Source organism: Leptospiraceae bacterium (genome assembly GCA_016708435.1).
GTDB lineage: Bacteria > Spirochaetota > Leptospiria > Leptospirales > Leptospiraceae > UBA2033.
This window is the reverse complement of record JADJFV010000004.1, coordinates 110262-132685: the sequence shown is the minus strand read 5'-3', so window position 1 is coordinate 132685 and position 22424 is coordinate 110262. Positions and strand designations below refer to the sequence as shown.

The following is a 22424-nucleotide window of genomic DNA, read 5'->3' as shown; positions in this document are numbered from 1 at the left end:
CCATAATTTCCAAAGGGTATCTAATGGAAAATCTTATAAAAAAAGAAATACGAGATTTGAATCTTCGAATGGAATTTGTAAACTACATAGGTGGTGTTCCACTTGCTGTTTTCTTTTTGGTTTTATCCCAAAAAATGTATTATGAAAAATTCTACCAGGTTCTTTTGGGTTTCCTCGCTGCAGTCACAATCACCCTTGTTATTTTTCCCTATTTACGAACCAAAATGTTTTACGCAATGTTTCGACCCGTTTTAGAAGGAAGTAACCCTAGGGATTTGAGCTTATCAAAAGAGCAATTACTCAAATTTCCAGCCTATTGCGGTATACTTGTCCAACTACAATGGATTTTAGGGGATATCACAACATTATCCGTTTACTACTCTTTCGTTCCTGTCAGCTTATATGGATTAACCACATTCTTTCTATTAGTTGTATTTCTTGCCCCTATCAACTATATGATTCACTCAACACAGGCGGATTTATTTTTATCTAAAATTTTAACGTTACCGGCTATTCGAAATATACCTGTGAACAAAGAACATATTCGCGCTGTGACAATATTTCAGAGAGTGAGTATCGCAAGTTTTTCCATTTTGTTTTTACCAGTAGGCGTATTAATCGCATTGTATTTCTTTGGTAGCTTGACCGATCCAGATGATCCTTTTCGCAACTATTTGGTAGGACTCATCGGACTACAATCCCTTGCGATAAGTTATATCTGCTCCAATTTACTCGCAAAGATTCTTAGCAAAAACACAGAAAATGTAAAGGAAGCATTGTCGGAATTAAAGAACGGAAACTTGGCTTATACTTTGCCATTAGTTGATAGCGAAGAATTAGGTTTTGTTTTAGCACTTAACTTTAATGAACTGCGAGATAAGATTCTAGAAGTTGTCTCTCACCTAAAATCTACATCAAATAAATTGAACGAACTATCTCACACACTAGAAAGTAATGCGACGCAAGTTGCAGGAGAAGCTGAAAATCAATCCACCTTTGCAGAAGAGCTTTCAGCTAGTATGGAAGAATTTCAAACCGCAATCATTCAAACAGAAAAAAATACCGAAGTTCAAAAAGAACTTACAGAAGTTTGCGTAAACGCACTTTTTGATTTGGACAAGGAAATGCAAAGTAGTCTTACGCAAGCAGGCGAATCCGCTAACCTTTCTAAAAAGGCAAATCAATTTGCTGAAGTCGGATCGGGATTAGGCTTAAGCACAGAAAATGCAATTTCTGAAATCCAAGAAGAATCTAAGGCTATTATTGATTATGCGCAATTGATTTCAGAAATTTCTGATCAAGTAGGGTTACTCTCATTAAATGCCTCTATCGAATCGGCTCGTGCAGGAGAATCAGGTAAGGGATTTCAAGTAGTTGCAAGAGAAATTTCCAAACTCGGAGAAAATACAAATGAAAACTCTGCAATGATTTCTAAAAAATTAAAACACCTCAGTTTAAAAATAAAACATGGATACGAACAAATAAAGGAAGTGTCTGAGAGATTTCGAGAAATTCAAGATGCGTCTTTAAAATCAGACCAATCTATAAAACTAATTTCCGAAAATCTAGGAAGACAATTTAAGCTCCACGCTACAGTCAAAACATTCATCTTGCAACTAAAAGACCAAGCAATAGCAATTCGTGAATCCACAAAAGAACAAAAATCCACAATCGAAGAATCAAATGATGAACTCGAAAAACTCTCCAGTGGTTCAGAACAACTCGCACAGTCTGCAAAGAATCTCCAGAATGTATCTCTAGAGTTGAAAGACGATGCAGCATTGCTAATGAAACAAATTGAATTTTTCAAAGTATGAGGCTGTGCCCTGTTAGTCCAATTGCTTCATACGTTAATTGATTGCGTTAGACGAGATGGAAGCATAAACATATACGGATAACGAGTCTTATTCTTTGAGTTTATTATTTGTTCCACTTTTTCAAATCTTCTTGGTATACGTCTAGCATTTTCTCTTCTACCGAGCCTTTAAACCAAAACATTGGATATTCTCCTAATTTTGTAAAGTGGATTGCTCCGAGCACATAACCAATATTTAACTGTAAAGATGCAATATCTAAAGAAGGTAACATCTTAATCCAATCTTCTTCCGTATACTTTTTATTCGAAGAGGGTGCTTCATCATAAAGTGCAAGCGGAACTTGTGGGGCATACAGCATTAATTCTTTTTGTGGAAAATTTACAGAGGAATGCCCAGCACTCGCAGTAAAAATAATTTGTGTAGCAGTTAATACTAAATACTCAAAGGTTTCTAGTTTGCCATTCCCATCCTCCCCAAAGTCTTTCACTCTTCCACCTGTAACGGAAGAAATTTCTTTCGCCCAGAGTTGTAATTCAAAATCTTCCAAAATCTCTTCTTTCGTCTTGTAGAATTTTTTTAAATAAGATCGAACCCAGTTTTCAATCGCGTTCCAAACAAGCAATCCATCATCTCTGTATGGATAGTATTCTAAGGAGCTAATATCCATTACATTCCTTTTTTTCAAGGAGGCAGGAAAAAAGGATTCATTAAATTTCAGATCTAATACAGATTGAATTGCTACACCTGCATCTGACTCAATGGTCCCAGAAAGCAAATAATCCACTCCACCACCGGGAGCTATTAGTTTTGCTTTGGCTAGATAGTTTATAAAAATCGTTCCTTTAAAATGAGGGACTAAAAGACGATACAAAGGATGTAGAGCGGATAACTGTCTGTATGTTGCTACAACAAACGGTTCTAAGTAAAGATGAGTCCTCGACAAATGAGTAACTAGTTCATGGTGATTTCCGTCAGCAGAATTTACAACGGTCTTTGCCATTTTCCAAGACCATTCAGATGATTTAGGGGTAAAGATTGGATATTCCCTCGGATCCTGACCACACTGAATCGCAATAGGCATTAATTTTTTTTCCTTTTTATCCACTGCGAAAAGTGCGATTGGCGCATAACAATACTTTTCCCCGTTTGGCTGGTATCCATTTTCAAGACTTGCCAGTGCTTTATAGTCAGCAATATACAGTCTCTTTTCTTTAATAGCGAGCGCTAAGGAATCATCCTTAAATCCCGGTATAGCTTTAAAGAGTTTATCTGTGAAAGGAATATTTTTAGGTAATTCTCCTACTCCTTCAATAACGGCTGGATTCCAACCGGCAACTCGCATGATGGCAAAATTTTCATCTGTTTGAAAATCCAAGTCTTGTTTTGGAATCGGAATACTTGCGAACAAATCATTGTATTCTTGGAGGTCAATTCCTTCGCCTGGTTTTAAAAATTTGACAACATAAGTTCCGCCGGCGACAAAGAAATTTGTTGGATCTCCTGAGAAAAGTAAGCCGAGTAAACGAATGAGCATTTTAATTCTAAACACTTCAGGCAAAAAATACTTTTTAAAATTCCAAGCAGTCCTCTCGCGAGCGGCTAATGCATTTTTAACCAAAGCCACAGCAACTTGTAAAAGTTTAAACACCCAAACAAGAGAAGGAATTTCTTTATTGGGTAGACCATCCACAATACCTAAAGGTGCAATGATGTTATGATTAAATCTGTATTGATTTCTTTTGTTTTCTAATTTCTCATTTCTACACTGTAAATTTTTATCATATTGAGGAAGACAAATTTTTGTTAGCCACATATTTTTTCCCTTTATTAAAAATTTCCTTTTAGTTTGGGTCTAAGACCACTTTGCCCTTCAAACCTTTGGGCATCATCACACCGAAGAAAAATGCTTGTTCGTATTTACCTTCATTCGATGGTTCAAATCTCGCCTTTGCGTAAAAGGAAGCGATCGCGGTTCGTAAAAAGATAAGAGCGTAAGGCATACCCATACAACTTCGCGGTCCTCTCCCAAAAGGGAAAAAGTAATCACTGCCATAAGGATTATTTTTTATTACTTCGGCAGTCCATCTCTCAGGATTAAAGTCTAAAGCATCTTTCCAGTGCTCTTCAGTTCTATGTAAAAAATAATTGGAGAGGATAATCGGGGTATTCGTCGGAATTTTGTATTCCTTATTTTTAACCTTATCCTTTAAGAATACAACCTGAGTCTCAGAGCTATTTCTACTATAAAAAGGAACCGGCGGCAAGAGTCGCATTGCCTCTCGAATTACCTTATCTAAAAATTCCATCTTTTCTAAATCAGCATTGGAAAAAACTTGCTTGTTTTTTAAAACAGACTTCACTTCTCTCTTTAATTTTTCTTCATATTTTTTGTTTTCCGGCTGACTCAAAAACCAAACCACGGTCGCAAAATTACTAGTAACCGAGTATACGCCACCGTAAAAAACATTCGCCGTATTAGCGATCAGGGAAACATCTGAAATCGTTGCCCCTTTTTGAGAAGTCCACTGAATTAAGTCCGTTGCAAGCGCATTAGGTGCATTTTCCGCAGTAGTGATTAATTTTTCAAAGTATCCAAGCCAGAATTTTCGTTTCAAATAGAAAAAAGGATTTAAAACGAACGACAATATAAACGGATTGACAAGTCTTTTAGATCCAGTCTTTCCAAGAGAAACAAAAAGTTTATAAGCATAATCCGGTAAATACTTTCCTGCAACTGATAAAGAAAAAGAATCAAATGAAACTCTTTGTAAATCTTTCGTTAAATCAATATTTTGCGCTAATGATTTAGTAGCCAATTCTGATACTGTTATTTGCATTCCTGCACTTATAATTTCAGGTTGTTTCTTAAGCCAATCTTCAAACCAAGGAGCGCTAAATGGATTGTTTGTGCGCATATTTTTCCATTGTGGTTGATTCGCTAGGAAGGGTGTATATTTAGTTATGACTGGAGTTAATTGTTTCAAAGGAGAATCCTTATGATAATCCTGCCATTTAGTATCTAAGATTTCTCGAAAAAAATCAGGCGAATTTACAACCAACTGCGGAGTGGATCCAAACCACAAAACATAGATATTGCCATAATTGTGCGCTAATCCAGAAGTAGCCTCCCAAGGATTTTGTCCAAGAAGTAAGTCTAAATTACCAAGCGGAAATTTTGGAGTCGGTCCAGGGTAGGAAGCGAACTTACTAATTTTATTTCTATTAAAAAATGCGAACAATTTCTTTAACAAACTCATTTCACCTCATTTATAAAAAAATACTATTTAGAGAATCTATATTATAGTCAATTAATAAAGAAAGACAATAGACTCTTTGTTTCGAAAGAGGATTGTTACTGCATGACTAGGTTTTAAAAATTTAGAAAAAGGAACTCCTACTAGTATCAAGCCTTACTACATTCTATCCCACAAATTAAAGCGAGATTTCGGCGGTGACAGGGGTAATGTTCTAATCCATATCCCCTATCACCCATCCGTGCCTCGGTGGCAAATCCTTACTTCTCAATCTCCACGACCGCGTTCGGAAACTCGCCATACATATCAGGAGAATACATAGCTTCTACGCGTGTTGCGGGTAAGCTGAATTTGCCGTCTTGGTTTAAGCGAATGGTGTATTCGATTGTCATCTCTCCTTCCGGCAAATACTCGTAATACGCTCGGTAGGATTCAAAGGATCTCTCTTCGAAAGTAGGATAAGACCAGCCCGATTTCTTTTCGCCCATAGTAGCACTGGCAGAATCCCGTAAGCCGCCACCACCTAAGATTGAAGCACCTGTAGGTATTGGATCATTGACAACTACCCAGGTCATGTCTGCGTCTGCTTTTATTTTTAACGTTACGCGCACTAAGTCACCGCGTTTAATTCCACCGCCAAATCCTAATATGCCTCTCTTTTCTAAAGGAGTGATTGTTTTTTCGATTGTATAACCATTGGAAACAGGAGACTTAAGAGCAACAGCAGCAGTGCTTTGGATAGTTGCCCAGGGCTTACCTGTTCCTTTGTGGCTGAGTTTTAATTCTTTTGCTGTATCACTCCACGCAAAACCAAGAGTAGCCCCTTTTGGATTTGTCTTCCAGTCAGTAGACTTTGTTTCTTCGTTTAGCACTCCAAAGCTTTCTCCTGCTACAGGCTCTTTCTCGTATTCCTTAGAGAATTTATCAAATGCAATAAATCCCCAGGCGTTTGCAGTGGTTATATCCCAGGTTCCTTTTCTCTGTCTAGAGATTGCTCCTCTTACAATTCGAGGAACATCTTCTTTCCATTTTTTTAAGTTGACGAGGTTCAGTAAAAGTCTTACTGCATTTTGATCGGAAGATACCATTAGCCACCAGAGAGAATCATTATCCTCTGTTGTGAATTTCATGGTAGTTCCCTGCAAGTTGAGTCTACTCCTGAGTATCTGCTCTACCTGTGTAATATGCTCATTTCGTTTTGGAATGCTTTGTAGTTTATACAAAATACCCCACCAATCAAGCACAGCCGATGTAGGAAGTAAGTTTGGCTGAATGGAAAGAGTTGTTAGATGTTCGGGCTTTGCTTTTCCGTAACGGGCAAGTGCTTCGATTGCATTTAACTTTCGAATCGTTAAATCAGGAGTAGGCAGAGAACTTTCTCGATAGAGTGTTCCTTCTACAAAACTGTTGAGTCCGGTAAGCATAAAGTCTTTACTCTCAGCGGGAATTTCTAGTCCTGCTTCATTGGAGATAGCAAGTAGATAAGCGGTTAATGTTGGATTGCCGTATAAACTACTTGGAAAGAATTTTGCAAGTCCATCACTATCCAAGTAAGATGGCAATGCATTCATTAAATTTTGCCAGCCCTGCTTGTCTCTAGATACAATCAATTTTGAAGTTTGTTGTTCGAGGCAGGTGTAAGGATATTTTTTCATATAGTCTTGGATTCCTGTTAGACTTTCCAAGAGACTCTTCGAATACACTACATTAACCCCACCTCTACCGGGAAGTGCCTCGGATGGTTTCTCTACTGTCATTGCATATTCATTTTCTAGTTGTAGTAGAGTTCCCTGTTGCACTCGAACAGGAATTGCTTGCACAATCTTCTGCGTGAATTTCACTTTGTCCATTGTGCCGCTTTCTGATTTAGCAGAAAATTCATAGACAAGCTTCTCTACCCCAAATGGAATTTTAATCGACCAGGAAACTTCTTTTGCTTCGCCTGCTTCTAATGAAATGGACTTTGCTTCTATTTTTTCAGGTAACCCAATTACAGTTCCGGCAACTTCTACTTTCATTGCTTTCTCAGTAGCATTGCGCACTGTAAAGGAAGGATTAAACAAATCTCCTTCACGGGCTAATTGCGGTAAGCCGGGGAGTAACATCAAGTCCTGTGTTGTTCGAATCGATGTGCTTCCTGTTCCAAAGTATTTTTCTCCACCTGTTGCAATGGCTATAATCTTAAATCTTGTAAGGGAATCATTTAAAGGAACTTGCACTTCTGCTTGTCCGGAGGCATTTAATTTTACACTCCCTTTCCAAAGAAGAAGTGTGTCGAATAATTCTCTGCTAGAATCTTTTCCTCCACCGCCTCCGGGGGGTAATGCTTTTAAGCCGTAATGTCGTCTACCCACGACTTGCATTTGCGCAGTAGAGGTATTTACTTCAAGACCGCGCTCATTCATCATAGCACGTAAAAGCTCCCATGTATTGTTTGGCATTAGCTCTAAGAGTCCTTCATCTACAGCCACTAGCGCAACATCACTGTTAACCGGTAATGGACTTCCATCCGCAGGTTTAACGTTAATCGTAACGGTTGCCTTTTCTCTGATTTTAAACATAGGTCTATCTGTCTTCACACTTACTTTTAGTTCATGAGACTTCCAACCTACTTTAATAGCAGCAATTCCAAAACGGTAAGATGGTCTACCCAAATCTACCATCGCAGTTGGTTTAATTTCCCCAACTCTTCCGCGCACAGCGAGGACTGAGACAAATACATTTGGCGCATAATTTGCCTTAACCGGAACTTCGATAGTAGGATTAGAAGAGCTGATTTGTTTGATATAATAATCAATCACGCCTTCTCTATCTACACTGACGAGTGCCGTCGCATTTTTAAATGGCATACGAATTTGAAACTTTGCAGTCTCACCGGATTCATAGACTTTCTTTTCAGGAATAATATCCATTCTATCGTGATCGGAAACATTAAACCAGGAATCTTTCCCTGTTACATATACTTCCCTGTAAGCAAACACATCATTACCCGCACTGTCTTCAATGGAGGCTTGAAAGATTACTTCTCCTGTAATGGGAGATTCTTTTTTACAGACCAATAGACCTTTTGCGTCAGTCTTACCTTTACAGAAAGTTGTATGTTTTGTAACTTCTTCTACTGAATCGTAGGAATAAAATCCACCTACGAGTCTTTTTCTATGAGTGATTGTTTTACGTCCTAGTAAATCAATCGATACATCTACACCAGCTTTTGGCTTACCAGTATTATCCACAACAGCGGCAAATATCTTTACTCCGTCTTTTGTTGCAGCCCAGCCTTCCGATTTTAAACCAACTAAATATCTTCCCGGGTAGATTGGAATTGTGGTTGAAACAGTTTGAATTTCACCGACTGGATCTCTGTATTCTAATTCTGTCACTACTTCCTGTGGGCTATCCTTTTGCGGTATATCTTTAATATCCGCTTTAGCTGCCCCTAATTTATCTAAAGACAAATCCTGTGACTTAATGCTTGGATTTCCTGCATTCGCATTTCCTTCCTGGTCTTCGTATTCATCGTCTGAATAATTGCGAGTAGACGCTAATTTGCGAGTTCCCTCTTTGAGTCTTCCATTGGCAAATACATAATCTTCAAATCCTTCGAACTCACGAATGCTTGTATCCCTAAACCAGGATTTTACTTTTACAGCCATTCCTCCAGCAGGACCGCCGGATAGATAATTTACAATTAAATCTACAGAAAAAGACTTTGGTCTGACCAATACTTCAGAAGGACCTTTTACAATTGCTTTCATTAGAGGAACACGGAATTCTTCTACTTTAAATTCTCCGGTGTAATATGCCTTATCCCCTTTGAAGAGGGTAATGGTATACGTTCCGAGTTTAGCTTGCTTTGGAATCTTCCATTCTGACTCAGAGAATCCTCCGTTCCATTTTAGATTCAGACTGTATTCTTGATTTGTTCCAACATGAGTGATTTTCATTTTACTTGGTAGTATTGGTGCGACAGGATAAGACAATCCCTTCATGCTGTGGCTACGCAGAATATGCTTCATATGAACTGTCTCACCTGCACGAAGAAGTGTGCGGTCTAACACAGTATGCGCAATTGTATTTCCTTCATAAGAAGAGCCGGAGAGATTGAATCTCCAATTTTCAATTCCATTGTCCCAGCCAGAATGCACAAAGGATAAATCTTTATCTTTTTCCGCAATCACAAGAAGTCCATTGTCGTAGGAATTATAAGAACAATTCGGAACTTTACTCTGAGCGATTCCGCCTAATTTCCATATACCACTCGCGTCTGTTTGTCCTTCTGCTAAGACTGCATTTTTACAATCTCGAATGGAAATTTTCGCACCGTTTACTGGCTCTCCTTTATCTAAAGAAGTTACCCAGACAACTGAACTCTCTGCACCCCATTTAAAATGCACAGCCATATTTGTTACAAGTGCAGAAGTTGGAACATACATCTTTCCTTTTTTTTCTAAAAGAGAATTACCAAGCTTTTCACTTTCAATCTCTACCACAAAAAATCCAGGCTCTTTTAAAGGAATACCAACAACTTCGAATGCCTTTTCTCCATTTGGTTTCGGAATGGTAAAGTTATTAGTATTGACTTCACCGGCAAATATAGATTTTTCCCTCTCTGCCTTGTGAACTTTTCGTAGCCATATTAGAATATTCTCGGGGGTAATCTTGATTTTCTTCCCGAATAGATTGCTAAAGAATCCTCCGCCTTCACCAGTCATTTTAATTACTTTTGCTTTTACTTCTTTATCTAGATTTCGAAGGGTAACGGGTAACAGTGGTTCTGCCTCTAATTCAATGATTCCAAAGCTTCCTGAGAATTTGGCTAGTGGAGGATATTTATCTGATTTGATTTCGAGTGGATATTTATTTGCATTTGTCAGTTTTCTTCCTGCATCGTCTTTTAAAGAATCAGGAATATTAATTTTAAACTTTGTCTCTTCAGGAAAAGGTCCTTCAAAATAAATTCCGTAGGTGGTTCCCTCTTCCGAATCTTCTTCTGTGCTACCGCTAATTTTAGCTTTCCATTTTTTACCGCCTGACTCTAAAGTTATTTTTTTAGAATCAGATTTTTGAATAGGACTAGTGAAGTTTATATAAAAATTAGAAATAGGAATACAACCAGCATTTTTGTTTTCTCTATCGCAAGAAAAATCAGCAGTAAATGCAGTGCGTGTAGAATAAGAAAGAATTCTATCTTCGTCTGTTTTAACGCCTGACTTCGACTCAATTCCTTTTGCCCAAATTAAACTTACCTTTGCTTTATTTGGAAGACGGAGCTTGGATTTAACAAGGAGTAACTTCTCAGTCTTATATTTTTCACCAAACTCTGCTTTTAAAATATCCTGTGCATCAGAGGGCTTAACAACAATAGCGGCTACTCGCTCTTTAATCCCTTCTATTTCAAATGCCAATTTATTTTCAAGACTGCTTTCTTTGATTTCTGTATCTAATTTTAAAATAAAGATCTGGTCTTCGTCAACAGATCCACCTTCATATGGATTAGTAAATAATACAGCAGGTCCACCTGTAGAAAAGCTAAATGCTTTTTTCCCAGTAATCTCTTTGCCGGCTAACGTCTTTATATCTGCTTTTAATTGAAACTTACATACAATACCCGCTTCCAGATTATTTGGAAACTCATAAACATAAGTCTTTTCATCTATCCATCTTGCTTTTCCTTCTACAGGACAATTGATTTCAAATTGATCTGTCTTCACTCTTGGATTTCCAAAAGGAACCATCTGAGCGGAAAAGTTTACCTTTACCTGCTTGATAACTTTAACAGTTCCTTCCGGCGAAAAACTAGAAATTGTAATTTTCTCTTGAGCGAATAATGAGAAATTACCCACTAGAACGAATAGCAATATAGATAGAAATTTTTTCATTGGAGTCCTTTTTAATTCTTAAAGATTATTTTTTTGGTTCTACTGTCGATGGTGGTGTATCCATTTTGGCTGGTGCTTGTTTTGCCTCTGTCTTTACACAACGCACATTAAACTCTCTAGTGAGAGAACCATGATTGTGATGTCCGTTATCAAAACTCACAAACCATATATTAGACCGATCGCTCGCAACTCTATTGCCAGATAAATAATAACCACCGGGAGTTCTAAATTCTGGATACTTAGAATGATACGCATCAATCAATTCATCACGAGTAGGAAGACGAAGTCCATCTTTTTCGCAATCTGCTTTGGCAACTATGTATGCTTTTTTAGTAATATTATCCGCTTGCCACTTGACATTGTTTAACACGAAGAAGCCTCCATCTTTTTGTAAAGGGGGAAGCTCTTTCTTTGCAGGAGCCTTAGCTTCCGCGGGTTTTGCTTCTGTAGATTTTGCCTCTGTAGTTTTTGATTCAGGAGATTTGGCTGGCGTCTTTGCTTCTGTTTTTGCAGGAGTAACTGGTGCCGAAGTCTGCGCTGAAAGACTAAAATATGTAATTAGAAAAAATAAAACTAGTAGTTGTTTCATATATACCCTCTATCCTTAATGCATACGTGACTTGAGATTAAGTCAAGTCAGAAAAAGTTTAACAAATGCAAGGAAAATGTCTTGCAATTTAGGATTTCCAATTAGAATAAAGGGAATGTTAGCTCGAATTTTATTTTTACTCTTACTCAGCTCGTTTTTAACCTGCAAAAATGACACGACAAAAACAAATCCCTATGCAGCATTCCTAGTTGGTGGAAGAACACCTTATAGCCCAACCATTTACAGCATAGATCCCAAACGAGGAAATCCAGCCTTCGCAACGCCTAGTGCGCCAGGCTTTATCGGAAATAATTATCTTCCTACTGTCGTAACAATCAAAGGTAAAAATTTCATTCCATCCACCACAGGCAATACCGTTTTATTCAATGGCACACAAGCAACTGTAGATTATGCGACAGACCAAGAAATAAGAATGAAAGTGCCAGACGGAGCCATCAGTGGAGTCTTATCTGTTTCCAATAATGGCGGTGTATGCAATAGTTCCGATAAAAAATCAGGAACGAATTGTGAAGGACAGGACTTCTTTGTTGATTGTTATGGCGCATTCAATAATTTATATGGTGCAGAAACGGCAATTGCATCAGGAACAAGTCAAACTATACCCTATGAAGGAATTACTACCAAAGCATTCCGTTCTGATTTACTCTATACGAATCCTTATACAAATGATATAGCTGGCAATAAAATCAGCATCCGATGTGTAACCATTACTCGTGTATTATTATTTTCGCAATCCTGTGTTCCGACTGAATACACAGTAAATGGAAGCAACTTAGTTTTAAATCCAGTCATTTCAGTGAACTCAAAATTCTATACAATCCAATACTTATTGACTGCAACAAAAGGCGATTGCACAATTCGTGTAAATTAATGGAAGATATAAAACTAAGCCAAATTCTTTTTTTTTCGGTGTGGATAATAACGATTGTGTTTCGTCTCTTTGAATTGAAACTCGCAAATAAAAATCTAGCCAAACGAAAATCACAACCGAATTTACAAATCGCGAAAGAACCTTTTTTCTTTTTATTTGTATTGCTCCATAGTTCTTTTTTAGTAATTGTTCCGCTTGAAATTTTCATCCTTAAAAGAAGCTTTGATTTATCTTTAGGATTAGTTTGCCTTATAGTCTATGCAGTGTGTATTGCAATGAGAGTAAGTGTTCTGACAACTCTCAAAGAAAATTGGAACGTAAAAGTAGTCTTTGATCCCAATTCAAAAGATAGCATTGCAAAAACGGGACTCTACCAATATATACGCCACCCAAACTATTTGATTGTAATCTTAGAAATTGCGGCAATTTCTCTTTTGCATAGTGCATTCTTTTCCTTCTTATTCTTTAGTTTTTGCAACTTTTGCATTCTCTATTTTAGAATAAAACAAGAGGAGACTGCCCTTATGCAAAATCCATATTATGCGCAGCATTTTTTAAATAAGAAGCGATTTATACCATACGTCTTTTAGCCCTAGACGAGACTAGATTTTCCTTGTTGAGAAATTCTAATTTTCTTCAAGGTATTTACCAGAAAATAGAAAAAACATTTACAAAACTTTGCCTTTAAGCAATTTAAAGATATGAATACTAAATTAATAATATTTAAGGTAATGATCGTGGCTGTTTTCGTTCTTGCTTCACTCGAATCAGCTGCTCAATCGAAAGACTTTGACAACACTGTCATTCTAAAGAATGGAACAGAAATAAATGATGTTAAAGTAGAGGAAAACTATATAGTCACCAGTTCCGACGGAAAATCAACTGTCTACAAAAAAGACGAAGTAGCTTCCGTTAAGAAAAATGAAGGTCCTTCGGTCGGTTCCGAAAATTGGAGCGCCAATCTAGGATATATGAACTGGGAAGACGCAAAAGCTAAATGTGCTAGCCAAAAGATGCGTTTACCAACACTGGAAGAATTAAAAGCTGCTCAAACAGGTAAAGTAACAGATTCCTGGAAAAAGCAAGGCTATTTATATTGGTCAACTACACAAACTCCAAACTTACTAGCTGATCCATATCTTCTATACGCCTTCAACGGCGAAGTATACAGTCTTAGCAAATTTGCTAATTCTTACGTTCGCTGCATCAAATAATTTTTTCACTAAATGCTTCCTAGTTTCTCTGGGAAGCACTGCTTACTGGTTAATTGCGATTTACCACTACACTGACTCCACACTCTTCCCATTCAATTTTAATTTCATATTACTTTTTCTTTTTCTTTATTTTTTTAACTTCTTTCAGAACGCTTTTTTCATCGCTATCTAGTTTGCGTTGGATTTTTTTGATATCCTCTGCTCGTGGTAGGTTTTCAGGCTTTATCCCGCGCTCCAAAAGCATTTTTCTCACAGCAGTGTTGTTTTCTACATGTTCTTTTTCAATTGGATTATGACCTTTTAAATCCTTCGTCTACACATTGAGTCCAGTCATCTCTGCTGCGAGATCTTTTGCTTTGATGCTGATAGTAGGAAGGAAATCGGCAACCGGTCTTTTTTCAGGAACGCCTAATTTTGTTTTCAATTGATTTGTGGCTAATCGAAATAAGGCTTTGTCTCCTTTAGAACGAATGATCGCAAAACCTTGGTTATCCACTCCGCGCTCAAACAAAATTCCTGAAAGTTGTTTTTCTGTCTGACTGAGTTTTTCGCGTGCGTTGACTCTTTCATATTCCAGTAATCTTTGTTCTATGATTTCAGCTCTACGTGTCTGAACAGCAAAATAGTTTTGTGCAAATGCAATTTCTAATTTTCGACTATCTCCATTTTGTGCTACAAGATAACAAGCATAACGTGTAAGAGCAATATCATCAATTTCATGAATTGCACCCTTTCCAGCTTCGATCACCTTCCTGACGTCAGGAAAGTGATGGATAACTTTTTCTCCTGCATTTTCACAAGCATCCTTTGCCTTTTGAATTACCTTTTCAAAGTTCTCCCATTTGCTGTATCCCAAAAGAAATTGTAATTCTCTTGCGCTCCAACATTCTACTCCTTCAATTTCAGAAGCAGCGGATTCAAAGTCTTTAAATAATTGTTTAATTTCTTCTGTTTTCATTTATTTAATCTATCCTATCTGAACTTATATATTGTTTCCCTTCCCTTGGTTCTAATTTCAACTGGTGACAATTTGTCATCACTTCACTTCCCTCTTCTCTAAGACATTAGGAAAGCTTATTCCAAAACTTTCTAGCAGTTAGATCGTCCTTAGATTCCGTCAATACTCCCACAACATCCACAACAGAAAAATACAATTCTTCGTCATACCAAATCCGGCGAATGCTTTTACTTTCAAAGACTAGGATTTTATTTTGCATACTATCCTCCATTCTCAGTCGTCCGCTTTTTTCGGACAACTTCATTTTTGAATTTTATTCTAACGATAGGACAAATTGGGAATTGTTAAAAAAAAGGATTCTTTGTATTAATCCTGAAAAAGTAAGAAAACTATTAGTAAAATTAGCGGAAATTTCAACAGATATAGATATTGGATGTATAATAATGAAATATTAAGTGATCTAAGAAACAGGAAGGACGAATAATCGAAGTAAATTTTTGTGAATATTTTTACTTCCTCTTCACCACCGGCAAATATCGAATATCCTGTCCACACAAAGTATCAAGGCATTTACAAAGATCAGAAGTGTGAAGACTGAGAACAGAATTATAATCATCACTACGATAGCCGCCAAAAAGGCTCAAGGCTAATGGAATAGGCTTGCCCATTTTTTTTGATACACGCTTAATCATATGATAAACCAATTCAGAGCATTTCAACCACTCATCAGTAGTGCATTGAAAACCTAGATCGTCCCATTCATGCGAATCGGCACCATGACAGAATACCACATAATCAATCTTACCCGCTAGTAGGTCATTAGCAAGACGCGTCAAATCTCGAACTAGATTTTCCAAATAAACATCGTGAGCACCATAAGGATTTATATTGTAGGGAATAATTTCCTTCAATCCTTTGATGAATCCTTTTGAATCTTCGATGGAGTTTCCGAAATGTCCGTCTAGGTCGATATAAGCTCCTTTTAGCCTGTATTGATTCCATATTTTTACAGAAGCAATGACTTGACCCGAGAAAGAACAAAATGCAGACCCACTATTTGGATTTGCATGATGAAATCCAGAAGTAGGAGAAAACTGAATCACTTCTGGATACAAAATGCTTTGCTCTATCGCTTGATATAGAGATGCATTAGTATAACGAACCGAGTCAGCGAATTGGGGATTCCAGTTTAATCCATTTGATGAGGCTAATGGTTCTTTACCGGCAAAGAAAGAATCCACATACTTCTTCGTATGAGCAAGGTAAAAGTCTTCTGCGGTAAACGCTTCCCATTCTTCAAATAGATTAAAATGAATATTTAACTTATTTCGGGTAAGAAAATCCAATAGATATTCAGGCTTATTCGGACTTTTAGAAGAGCCTACTTTTAATTCAGAAACCATTTCCTTTCTATAAATTAGATTGATTTTGTTGTTATACATCATCACACCTCGATAAATAAGTATGAATTCAGTATAACAAACTACTCGGACAAATTAGAATGAATTGATTTTTTTATTTCGTAAACAGCACCCCATTTGCTGTAGAACAGATATCGCCTTTTTCGTTTTCTACCCAGGAGTCAGAATAGACAAGATTCCTTTTTACTTCTTTGACTCTTGCGTAGGCAAATACTGAGTTTGCGAAGAGAGGTTTTTTTAGATGAATATTGATTCGAGAAGTAGCGGAAAAGGAGTATTGATTGCCTTTTACTAAGTAGGCAGTCATTCCCAAAGCCAAATCAAACAGATAAGAGATTACTCCTCCGTTCACCGCAGCAGCACCAACTCCTCCGTGATGAACGGGAGTAACATTTGGTATCTTGACGAGTAAATGGTCTTCTGACTTAAATTCTATTTCACAGCCATAGTATTTTAGTTGAATGCTGGTATTGTAAAACTCTTCTACATCTTTGTGCGGGCTATTGAATTTTACTTTTAGACTGGATAAATCATGCATTTTTGTTTCCTACTAATTCAACTAAATTGAATAATTTCTTTTTCACAATCTCTCGTGTATAATTCTTTTCGACATAATGCTTACCATTGACTCCCATTTTAACTCGTTTCTCAGGATGGGCGAGGAGATAATCCATAGTAGCCGAAAAGCTATCCTGGTCTGAATAATAAAGACCTGCATTGCTTCGATTGCAATGAGCACGTAGAATCTCAGATTCACTGTTTACCAATACAGGAACTTCTAAGAGCCAGGATTCCATAACTACAATAGAAAAACTTTCTAGATGAGATGGATTTACTAAAAAAAGTGCATGTTTTAAATAATTTATCTTTTCTTCTTCGGAAATGTATCCAGTAAATAAAACATCTTCTTTCGGTGCGTCTTCATGCTCACCTCCACCGACTAATATTAATTTAACGCTAGAATTGGTTTTATTTTTCCATGCTGTAAATTGTTCGATAAGGGTAAATACGCCTTTGCCTGCATCAATTCTACCAATATAGACTATATAATCAAATTCCGGCTTCGGCAAAGATGGAATTACCGGTGGATCAATATGTAAACCAATGACAGAATAATTCGTAGGCTCATAGGAATAGATTTTTTTAAATAGGTCTCTTTCTTCGGGAGTATTAAACGAATAGGTGATTTCATCTGTTAGTGTTTTTTTAAACGCAGGAAAATAAGCAGGCGGCTCGTCATGCAAAGTAGTTACACAAATAGATTTGTGTTTAATCTTTTCGATTCCGTAAATCGTTGGATAATAGAGATAAGTCATAAAAATAAATACCTCGTAGGATTTTTCATTTTTATTTATAAACTCGACTAGGGCAGGACAATAAGGTCCTTGCATTTTTAACCAGGAGGACATTTCGTTATCACTGATATTGGGAAGCTTGTTGATTAGCTTGGCATGAAATCGGTTGAATGATTTTATATTACGAGTTTGTTTAACAGGAAATCTTCGAACTAGACATCTACCATATTTTTCTTGTGATTCTGGAATTACATTTTTCCATGTAATATAATCTAGGGCTTGTGTCGTTACTATCTCTAACTCATATTCATCAGATAAAAGCTCTGCAAAGTTCAAGGCGTGCTTCTCTGCTCCACCTGATATGGCAGGCGAAAATATGGGAGACACAAGTGCGATCTTTTTCTTCATGCTAAATCAAGATTGACTACAATCATTTTAAAATAAAGATAAATATCAAAGGGGAAATCTTGTATTCCAAAAAATATTCAGTCAGTTTAAATTCCAAAATTACTTCTCTCTATCTAAGTATAGGGATTGGAATCTTTGCTATTTACAAAGCATTTATACAACATTGGGTATGCGATGATGCATTCATATCGTTTCGGTATGCAAAGAATCTAAACGATGGACTCGGACTTGTATATAATGCAGGAGAATATGTAGAAGGATTCACGAACTTTCTCTGGACAATTCTACTCTCCATTGGAATGCTATTTAAACTCGATCCAATTCATATTTCCTCTGCACTCGGAATTCTTTTTTATTTCCTCACTCTTGTCGTCCTTTACAAAACAGGCACAACGATTTACCAGATCAAAGCGGGTAATCAATATAAGTCTTTCTATTTTCCGATTGCATTTGCGGGCTTTGCACTTCATTCACATGGTCAAATCTTTGCAACCGGTGGACTCGAGACTTCCCTTTTTACTTTTTTAATTTTAACAGGAAATGTATTTTTACTTTTAAGCGATAGAGGCTTACATTTATTAACCGGTTTTTTTCTATTGGTTCTTTCTATTATGACTAGACCGGATGGGGCACTTTTTTATTCGTTTGCCGTTCTCTATGTTGTATTATTCAAATACAGACACACTGATTACAAAACCTATTTCACAAATCAATTTGCATTGCAATTACCTTTTATCTTTGTATTTTTGCCTTATTGGTTTTGGAGATATAGTTATTATGGTTGGTTTTTTCCAAATACATTCTATGCAAAATCAGGAATGGATACCTATTTGGAGCAAGGATTTAGATATACGCTTCTTTATTTTAATTCTTACTTTGTTTTATACATTCCCTTTCTTTTGATTCTTCTCTGGTTCTTGCGGCTATTTAAGATTAGCTCGAAAGCGCGATATGTATTTCTTTTTTTATTTTCCTCTCGTTATAAAGCGAGAAGAAGAAAACTCCGTTTAAAGCATCGTAGTCTATATCGACTAGAGCCATCTTTTTCTCTTAAGAAAATCATTTCAGGACAAAGTAAAGTAGACAATTTCTATGTGAGAATCTTTTTACTTTTCTTTCTACCTTCTTTTTTATACATACTTTATCTCACTAAGATTGGCGGTGATTTTATGTTTGCCCGTCTACTCATTCCAATTACTCCAATGCTTTATTTGACTACAGAGCTTTTTTTATTTAGAATGAAATTTAAGCAGGTAAGAAATGTTCTAAGTCTACTCGTGATTATCTGCACAGTCTTCTATAACAATCCTTACAAAGGAACAAAGCATCCTATCGTGGACAATATCACAAATGAAAGTGATGTCTATAAACTAAAAAGCGTGTATCAACTAAAGCTCGCTCTTCTTCCGTTTGCGAAGTATTTTCAAGACGAAGAAATTAATATCGCCTACGGTGGCTCACAGGCAATGCTTGCTTATTACTTAAATCCGAAAGTAGCCATCGAATCCGTAACTGGTCTAACAGATGAATTCATCGCGCACCAAAAGATAAGCATACGAAGCAAAGTAGGACATGAGAAACCTGCACCAATTTCTTATCTATTTAAACGAAATGTTCATATTCATTTTTTTCCTACAAACGATACTCCTAAAACAAAATACAATTCCATTCGACTAAAAGGCATTCCGGGGGAATTTAGGATTATCCGCTATGACTCGATTGCTTTTGCTGAATTAAAGAAAACAGGGTTATTCGAATTTCAAATCTTTGAAGACTATTTGGATCAATACATTGCAGACATTAATAATAAAAGCACAAAGCAAATAAGCAAAGACTATGAAGAATTTAGAAAGTATTATTTTGAATTAAATGGAGACGATAGGCGAGAGAGAGTTTTCTTGGAATAGTCGAGTAGCATTGCACTACGCGACTATTCAAGTGAAACTATTTAGTAGAAAAATCTGTCAAACTTCTGTCTTCTACTAACTTGCCTTTTCCATCGCAGGCAGATAGACTAACACTTGCTAGAGAAAGGGCAATGATGCAAACTGTGAAAAAATTCTTAATCAAATAACACTCCTTCCATTATAAATTATCTAGTTAATTTTCACTGTTGACCATATCTTTGCTCGGTTGTTGTCTTATGACAGGCCTGAAATCTCGTTCCCTTGGAACTCTTGCTTCAGATTCAACCTCTTTGATTTCGTCTTCAGTATCTACATGTATACATCAGTTTTAAAAAAATAGCAATACTTTTTTTTATTAAAAGAAACTTTTTTAAAAAAAAGTGAAAGAACGATTTCTCACAGAGTTCACTAAGAGGTTTATTTTTACTTACGCTTCTCTGTGTTCTCCTTGCACTCTGTGAGAAACTCATGGTCTCGCAGAGTCAGTGATTCTTTATTTTCTTTTACAAAAATTCTATCTTTTAAACTATGATTTTATGCTAAGACTAAAAATATTTTTCGTATTCTTTGTTGCTCTCTTTTCCCAATTGGGATCAGAAGAATTAAATCTAAAAATTTCTTTAAAGAACGGAACGAGTGGTGGAATCGGAAGAGCGGATACTATCAAGTTAATCGCTCTAGAAGGTGGAATGACTCCCATTGGTGAATTCAAAGACAAGCAAGGAGACTTTGTATTAGAAAAAGTGAATGCTCCAGACGGAGCTCCTGTATTGATTCAAGTGAATTACAAAGGGGCTAATTACAATAAGATGGTTCCCCCTGCTCCGATGTTTAGAACTAAAGTGCAAGAAATTACTGTCTACGAAGTTACTCCTGAGTTTAAGAATATGGACGTAAAGAGTTTAATGCAAATTCTGAGAGAAGAGAACACAGTTCGAGTGTATAAAATCTTTCTAATCGAAAATCAAACAAACCCACCGATGTCATTTTACAATAAACAAGCCCTCCTCGAAGTCTATGTTCCCAAAGAGGCAACAGAGATTTTCGGTCAATTAAAACAAGGGGATTCCAAGATGGCAATTCCATTGACTCTAACAGATGGGGTAAAAGGCAAACTAATTGACAGACCAATACTACCCGGAGCATCTGAATTACAAATTTCGTATGCGTTACCCGCAAAGTCTTTAGCTGACGTTTCCTTTAAAGACGAAAATAGCTTTGAAGATAAAAAGTCTCCTCGCGTTATATTCTTTAAACCGAAAGACATGAAGTTAGATTTTAAAGGAGCCATTTCAAAAGAAGAGATTAAGGACAATATACCACAAGGACTCGGAGCGGTGCGCGTAAAGTATCCAGACACTACATCAATAGATATTTCTGTTGTAGGTGGTAGCTTTGAACCAGAGGAAGATACTCACGCAGCAGAGACGCGAAAAGTAAGAAATGGAACTCTATTTACTACTTGGGACAAATCGTTATTAGGCGTGATTGGATTTTTGGGATTATTGTTTACTCTCTCGTTTGTGTTTATCTATAGAAAATGAATCGATTCTTAAATATCATTGGTGTCCAATTAGACATTGTCTGGGAAGATAAAGAAGCAAATTTTCAAAAGATAAGAGATACTCTATCAAAGCTTGACTCTAAGCCAGACCTAATCGTTCTACCCGAAACATTCGCAACAGGATTTACAATGAAGAGTCAGGAATTTTCTGAGCCTTTAATGGGTATAACAGAAAAGTTTCTAATCGAGATGTCACGAAAGACTGGCTCAGCAATAGGCGGTAGCTGGATAGAAGCGAATCCAGAAGGAATGCCCTTTAACACATTTTCAATTGCAAGACCTTCGGGGATAATCACGAATAGATACCACAAGATTCACCCTTTCTCTTTTGCAGAAGAAGATAAATTTTTTACTGCTGGCGATAGAACAGAAACATTTGAACTAAATGGATTTCATATTAGTTTACTCATCTGCTATGACCTTCGTTTCCCGGAAGTATTTCGTAAAACGGCAGGAACCACTGACCTCTATCTCGTAGTTGGGAACTGGCCTGAGGCTAGGATTGATCATTGGGTAACTCTCCTAAAAGCGCGCGCGATAGAAAACCAAGCCTATGTATTTGGAGTCAACCGAGTTGGATATGCAGGCAGAAAGAATCAGCTGTATCATACTGGGCATTCTGCTTTTTTTGATGCGACAGGAAAGGGAGAAGTGCTTGAAACTAAAAAGGAGGACATCCTGAGAGCCAGAATATCCTCCAAAGAGGTAAAGGATTTAAGAGATAGATTCCCTTTTTTAAAGGATCGGAGAAATATACTGGGTTAGTTTTGAGAAACTAGATTTGCACAAGCAGATTTGAATTCTTTTAAGCCTTCTGCTTCGGCTACACTTGCATCATCCACCATTCCTAAGTAATTGTAAATGCTGATTACTTTTTTAACATTCTCAGCAGCTTTACAAGAATCACCAAGCTTGTGCTCAACAATCGAAGTTAAGAATAAAATAGTTGCATAACCTTGTGTTTTGTCTAAGCCAATTGCTTTACGGATTTGAAGAGATTTTTTGTAGTTAATGAGTGCATTTGCATAATCACCTTTGATTTGGTGAGTGCTTCCAAGAGCACTGTAATTTGCAGCGATGTTTGGGAGATCAGCAGGTCTACTGTTTTTAACGATATGGTCAACTGTTGCAAGTTCACTATCTGCTAAAAGAACTGTTGTTAGGCTAAAAAGGATAAGGGTTAGAATTTTTTTCATTGTGATTGATCTCCTGCTGCTGATACTACC

Annotated in this window: 16 protein-coding genes and 1 pseudogene; 7 read left to right on the top strand and 10 right to left on the bottom strand. The window is 36.9% G+C overall.

Annotation, left to right across the window (positions count from 1 at the left end; translation table 11 throughout):
• Positions 1 to 23: 23 nt before the first annotated feature.
• Complete coding sequence (locus IPH52_08820) at positions 24 to 1817, top strand: methyl-accepting chemotaxis protein (GenBank protein MBK7055142.1); 1794 nt, start codon at positions 24 to 26, stop codon at positions 1815 to 1817.
• 103 nt (positions 1818 to 1920) lie between these two features.
• Here IPH52_08820 and IPH52_08815 read toward each other — a convergent pair whose 3' ends face one another.
• The 4 genes from IPH52_08815 to IPH52_08800 all read right to left on the bottom strand — a co-directional run bounded on the left by IPH52_08815 (position 1921) and on the right by IPH52_08800 (position 11539).
• Positions 1921 to 3630 (bottom strand): lipoxygenase, encoded by a 1710-nt coding sequence (locus IPH52_08815; protein ID MBK7055141.1) that lies wholly within the window; start codon positions 3628 to 3630, stop codon positions 1921 to 1923.
• 28 nt (positions 3631 to 3658) lie between these two features.
• Entirely contained in the window at positions 3659 to 5068 is a 1410-nt protein-coding gene (locus IPH52_08810; GenBank protein MBK7055140.1) for a cytochrome P450, read from the bottom strand.
• 263 nt (positions 5069 to 5331) lie between these two features.
• Positions 5332 to 10950: an alpha-2-macroglobulin gene (locus IPH52_08805; protein MBK7055139.1), complete on the bottom strand. Its 5619-nt coding sequence runs from the start codon at positions 10948 to 10950 to the stop codon at positions 5332 to 5334.
• 25 nt (positions 10951 to 10975) lie between these two features.
• On the bottom strand, positions 10976 to 11539 hold the full coding sequence (locus tag IPH52_08800; protein ID MBK7055138.1) for a DUF1566 domain-containing protein: 564 nt from the start codon (positions 11537 to 11539) through the stop codon (positions 10976 to 10978).
• 115 nt (positions 11540 to 11654) lie between these two features.
• Between IPH52_08800 and IPH52_08795 the strand changes: the two genes are divergently transcribed.
• From IPH52_08795 to IPH52_08785, 3 genes are all read left to right on the top strand, one after another.
• Positions 11655 to 12431, top strand: a complete 777-nt coding sequence (locus tag IPH52_08795; protein ID MBK7055137.1) for an IPT/TIG domain-containing protein — start codon at positions 11655 to 11657, stop codon at positions 12429 to 12431.
• Positions 12431 to 13021: a DUF1295 domain-containing protein gene (locus tag IPH52_08790; GenBank protein MBK7055136.1), complete on the top strand. Its 591-nt coding sequence runs from the start codon at positions 12431 to 12433 to the stop codon at positions 13019 to 13021. The genes IPH52_08795 and IPH52_08790 overlap by 1 nt, the downstream gene beginning before the upstream one ends.
• A 111-nt stretch (positions 13022 to 13132) precedes the next feature.
• Positions 13133 to 13645, top strand: a complete 513-nt coding sequence (locus tag IPH52_08785; GenBank protein ID MBK7055135.1) for a DUF1566 domain-containing protein — start codon at positions 13133 to 13135, stop codon at positions 13643 to 13645.
• 109 nt (positions 13646 to 13754) lie between these two features.
• Here the strand turns inward: IPH52_08785 and dinD are convergent.
• From dinD to IPH52_08760, 5 genes and pseudogenes are all read right to left on the bottom strand, one after another.
• Positions 13755 to 14603 (bottom strand): annotated as a pseudogene (dinD, locus tag IPH52_08780) (DNA damage-inducible protein D).
• A 106-nt stretch (positions 14604 to 14709) separates the two neighbouring features.
• Positions 14710 to 14862, bottom strand: coding sequence for a hypothetical protein (locus IPH52_08775; protein MBK7055134.1), 153 nt, complete (start codon positions 14860 to 14862; stop codon positions 14710 to 14712).
• A 250-nt stretch (positions 14863 to 15112) separates the two neighbouring features.
• Positions 15113 to 16048: a hypothetical protein gene (locus IPH52_08770; protein MBK7055133.1), complete on the bottom strand. Its 936-nt coding sequence runs from the start codon at positions 16046 to 16048 to the stop codon at positions 15113 to 15115.
• Between the two features lie 70 nt (positions 16049 to 16118).
• Positions 16119 to 16562, bottom strand: coding sequence for a PaaI family thioesterase (locus IPH52_08765; protein ID MBK7055132.1), 444 nt, complete (start codon positions 16560 to 16562; stop codon positions 16119 to 16121).
• Entirely contained in the window at positions 16555 to 17727 is a 1173-nt protein-coding gene (locus tag IPH52_08760) for a glycosyltransferase family 4 protein (GenBank protein ID MBK7055131.1), read from the bottom strand. Before IPH52_08760 ends, IPH52_08765 begins: the two co-directional genes overlap by 8 nt.
• 59 nt (positions 17728 to 17786) lie before the next feature.
• Between IPH52_08760 and IPH52_08755 the strand changes: the two genes are divergently transcribed.
• The 3 genes from IPH52_08755 to IPH52_08745 all read left to right on the top strand — a co-directional run bounded on the left by IPH52_08755 (position 17787) and on the right by IPH52_08745 (position 21963).
• Positions 17787 to 19634, top strand: a complete 1848-nt coding sequence (locus tag IPH52_08755; protein MBK7055130.1) for a hypothetical protein — start codon at positions 17787 to 17789, stop codon at positions 19632 to 19634.
• A 536-nt stretch (positions 19635 to 20170) separates the two neighbouring features.
• Positions 20171 to 21178, top strand: coding sequence for a hypothetical protein (locus IPH52_08750; GenBank protein ID MBK7055129.1), 1008 nt, complete (start codon positions 20171 to 20173; stop codon positions 21176 to 21178).
• Positions 21175 to 21963 (top strand): carbon-nitrogen family hydrolase, encoded by a 789-nt coding sequence (locus tag IPH52_08745; GenBank protein MBK7055128.1) that lies wholly within the window; start codon positions 21175 to 21177, stop codon positions 21961 to 21963. The genes IPH52_08750 and IPH52_08745 overlap by 4 nt, the downstream gene beginning before the upstream one ends.
• On the opposite strand, the gene IPH52_08740 is transcribed toward IPH52_08745, so the two are convergent.
• Entirely contained in the window at positions 21960 to 22394 is a 435-nt protein-coding gene (locus tag IPH52_08740) for a tetratricopeptide repeat protein (GenBank protein ID MBK7055127.1), read from the bottom strand. The genes IPH52_08745 and IPH52_08740 overlap by 4 nt on opposite strands.
• Positions 22395 to 22424: the final 30 nt, after the last annotated feature.

Excerpts from the sequence above, each read along its gene's own strand:
- IPH52_08820 (MBK7055142.1), top strand. The coding sequence starts at position 24 with ATGGAAAATCTTATAAAAAAAGAAATACGAGATTTGAATCTTCGAATG.
- IPH52_08815 (MBK7055141.1), bottom strand. The coding sequence starts at position 3,630 with ATGTGGCTAACAAAAATTTGTCTTCCTCAATATGATAAAAATTTACAG.
- IPH52_08805 (MBK7055139.1), bottom strand. The coding sequence starts at position 10,950 with ATGAAAAAATTTCTATCTATATTGCTATTCGTTCTAGTGGGTAATTTC.
- IPH52_08800 (MBK7055138.1), bottom strand. The coding sequence starts at position 11,539 with ATGAAACAACTACTAGTTTTATTTTTTCTAATTACATATTTTAGTCTT.
- IPH52_08795 (MBK7055137.1), top strand. The coding sequence starts at position 11,655 with ATGTTAGCTCGAATTTTATTTTTACTCTTACTCAGCTCGTTTTTAACC.
- IPH52_08790 (MBK7055136.1), top strand. The coding sequence starts at position 12,431 with ATGGAAGATATAAAACTAAGCCAAATTCTTTTTTTTTCGGTGTGGATA.
- IPH52_08785 (MBK7055135.1), top strand. The coding sequence starts at position 13,133 with ATGAATACTAAATTAATAATATTTAAGGTAATGATCGTGGCTGTTTTC.
- IPH52_08775 (MBK7055134.1), bottom strand. The coding sequence starts at position 14,862 with ATGCAAAATAAAATCCTAGTCTTTGAAAGTAAAAGCATTCGCCGGATT.
- IPH52_08770 (MBK7055133.1), bottom strand. The coding sequence starts at position 16,048 with ATGATGTATAACAACAAAATCAATCTAATTTATAGAAAGGAAATGGTT.
- IPH52_08765 (MBK7055132.1), bottom strand. The coding sequence starts at position 16,562 with ATGCATGATTTATCCAGTCTAAAAGTAAAATTCAATAGCCCGCACAAA.
- IPH52_08760 (MBK7055131.1), bottom strand. The coding sequence starts at position 17,727 with ATGAAGAAAAAGATCGCACTTGTGTCTCCCATATTTTCGCCTGCCATA.
- IPH52_08750 (MBK7055129.1), top strand. The coding sequence starts at position 20,171 with ATGCTAAGACTAAAAATATTTTTCGTATTCTTTGTTGCTCTCTTTTCC.
- IPH52_08745 (MBK7055128.1), top strand. The coding sequence starts at position 21,175 with ATGAATCGATTCTTAAATATCATTGGTGTCCAATTAGACATTGTCTGG.
- IPH52_08740 (MBK7055127.1), bottom strand. The coding sequence starts at position 22,394 with ATGAAAAAAATTCTAACCCTTATCCTTTTTAGCCTAACAACAGTTCTT.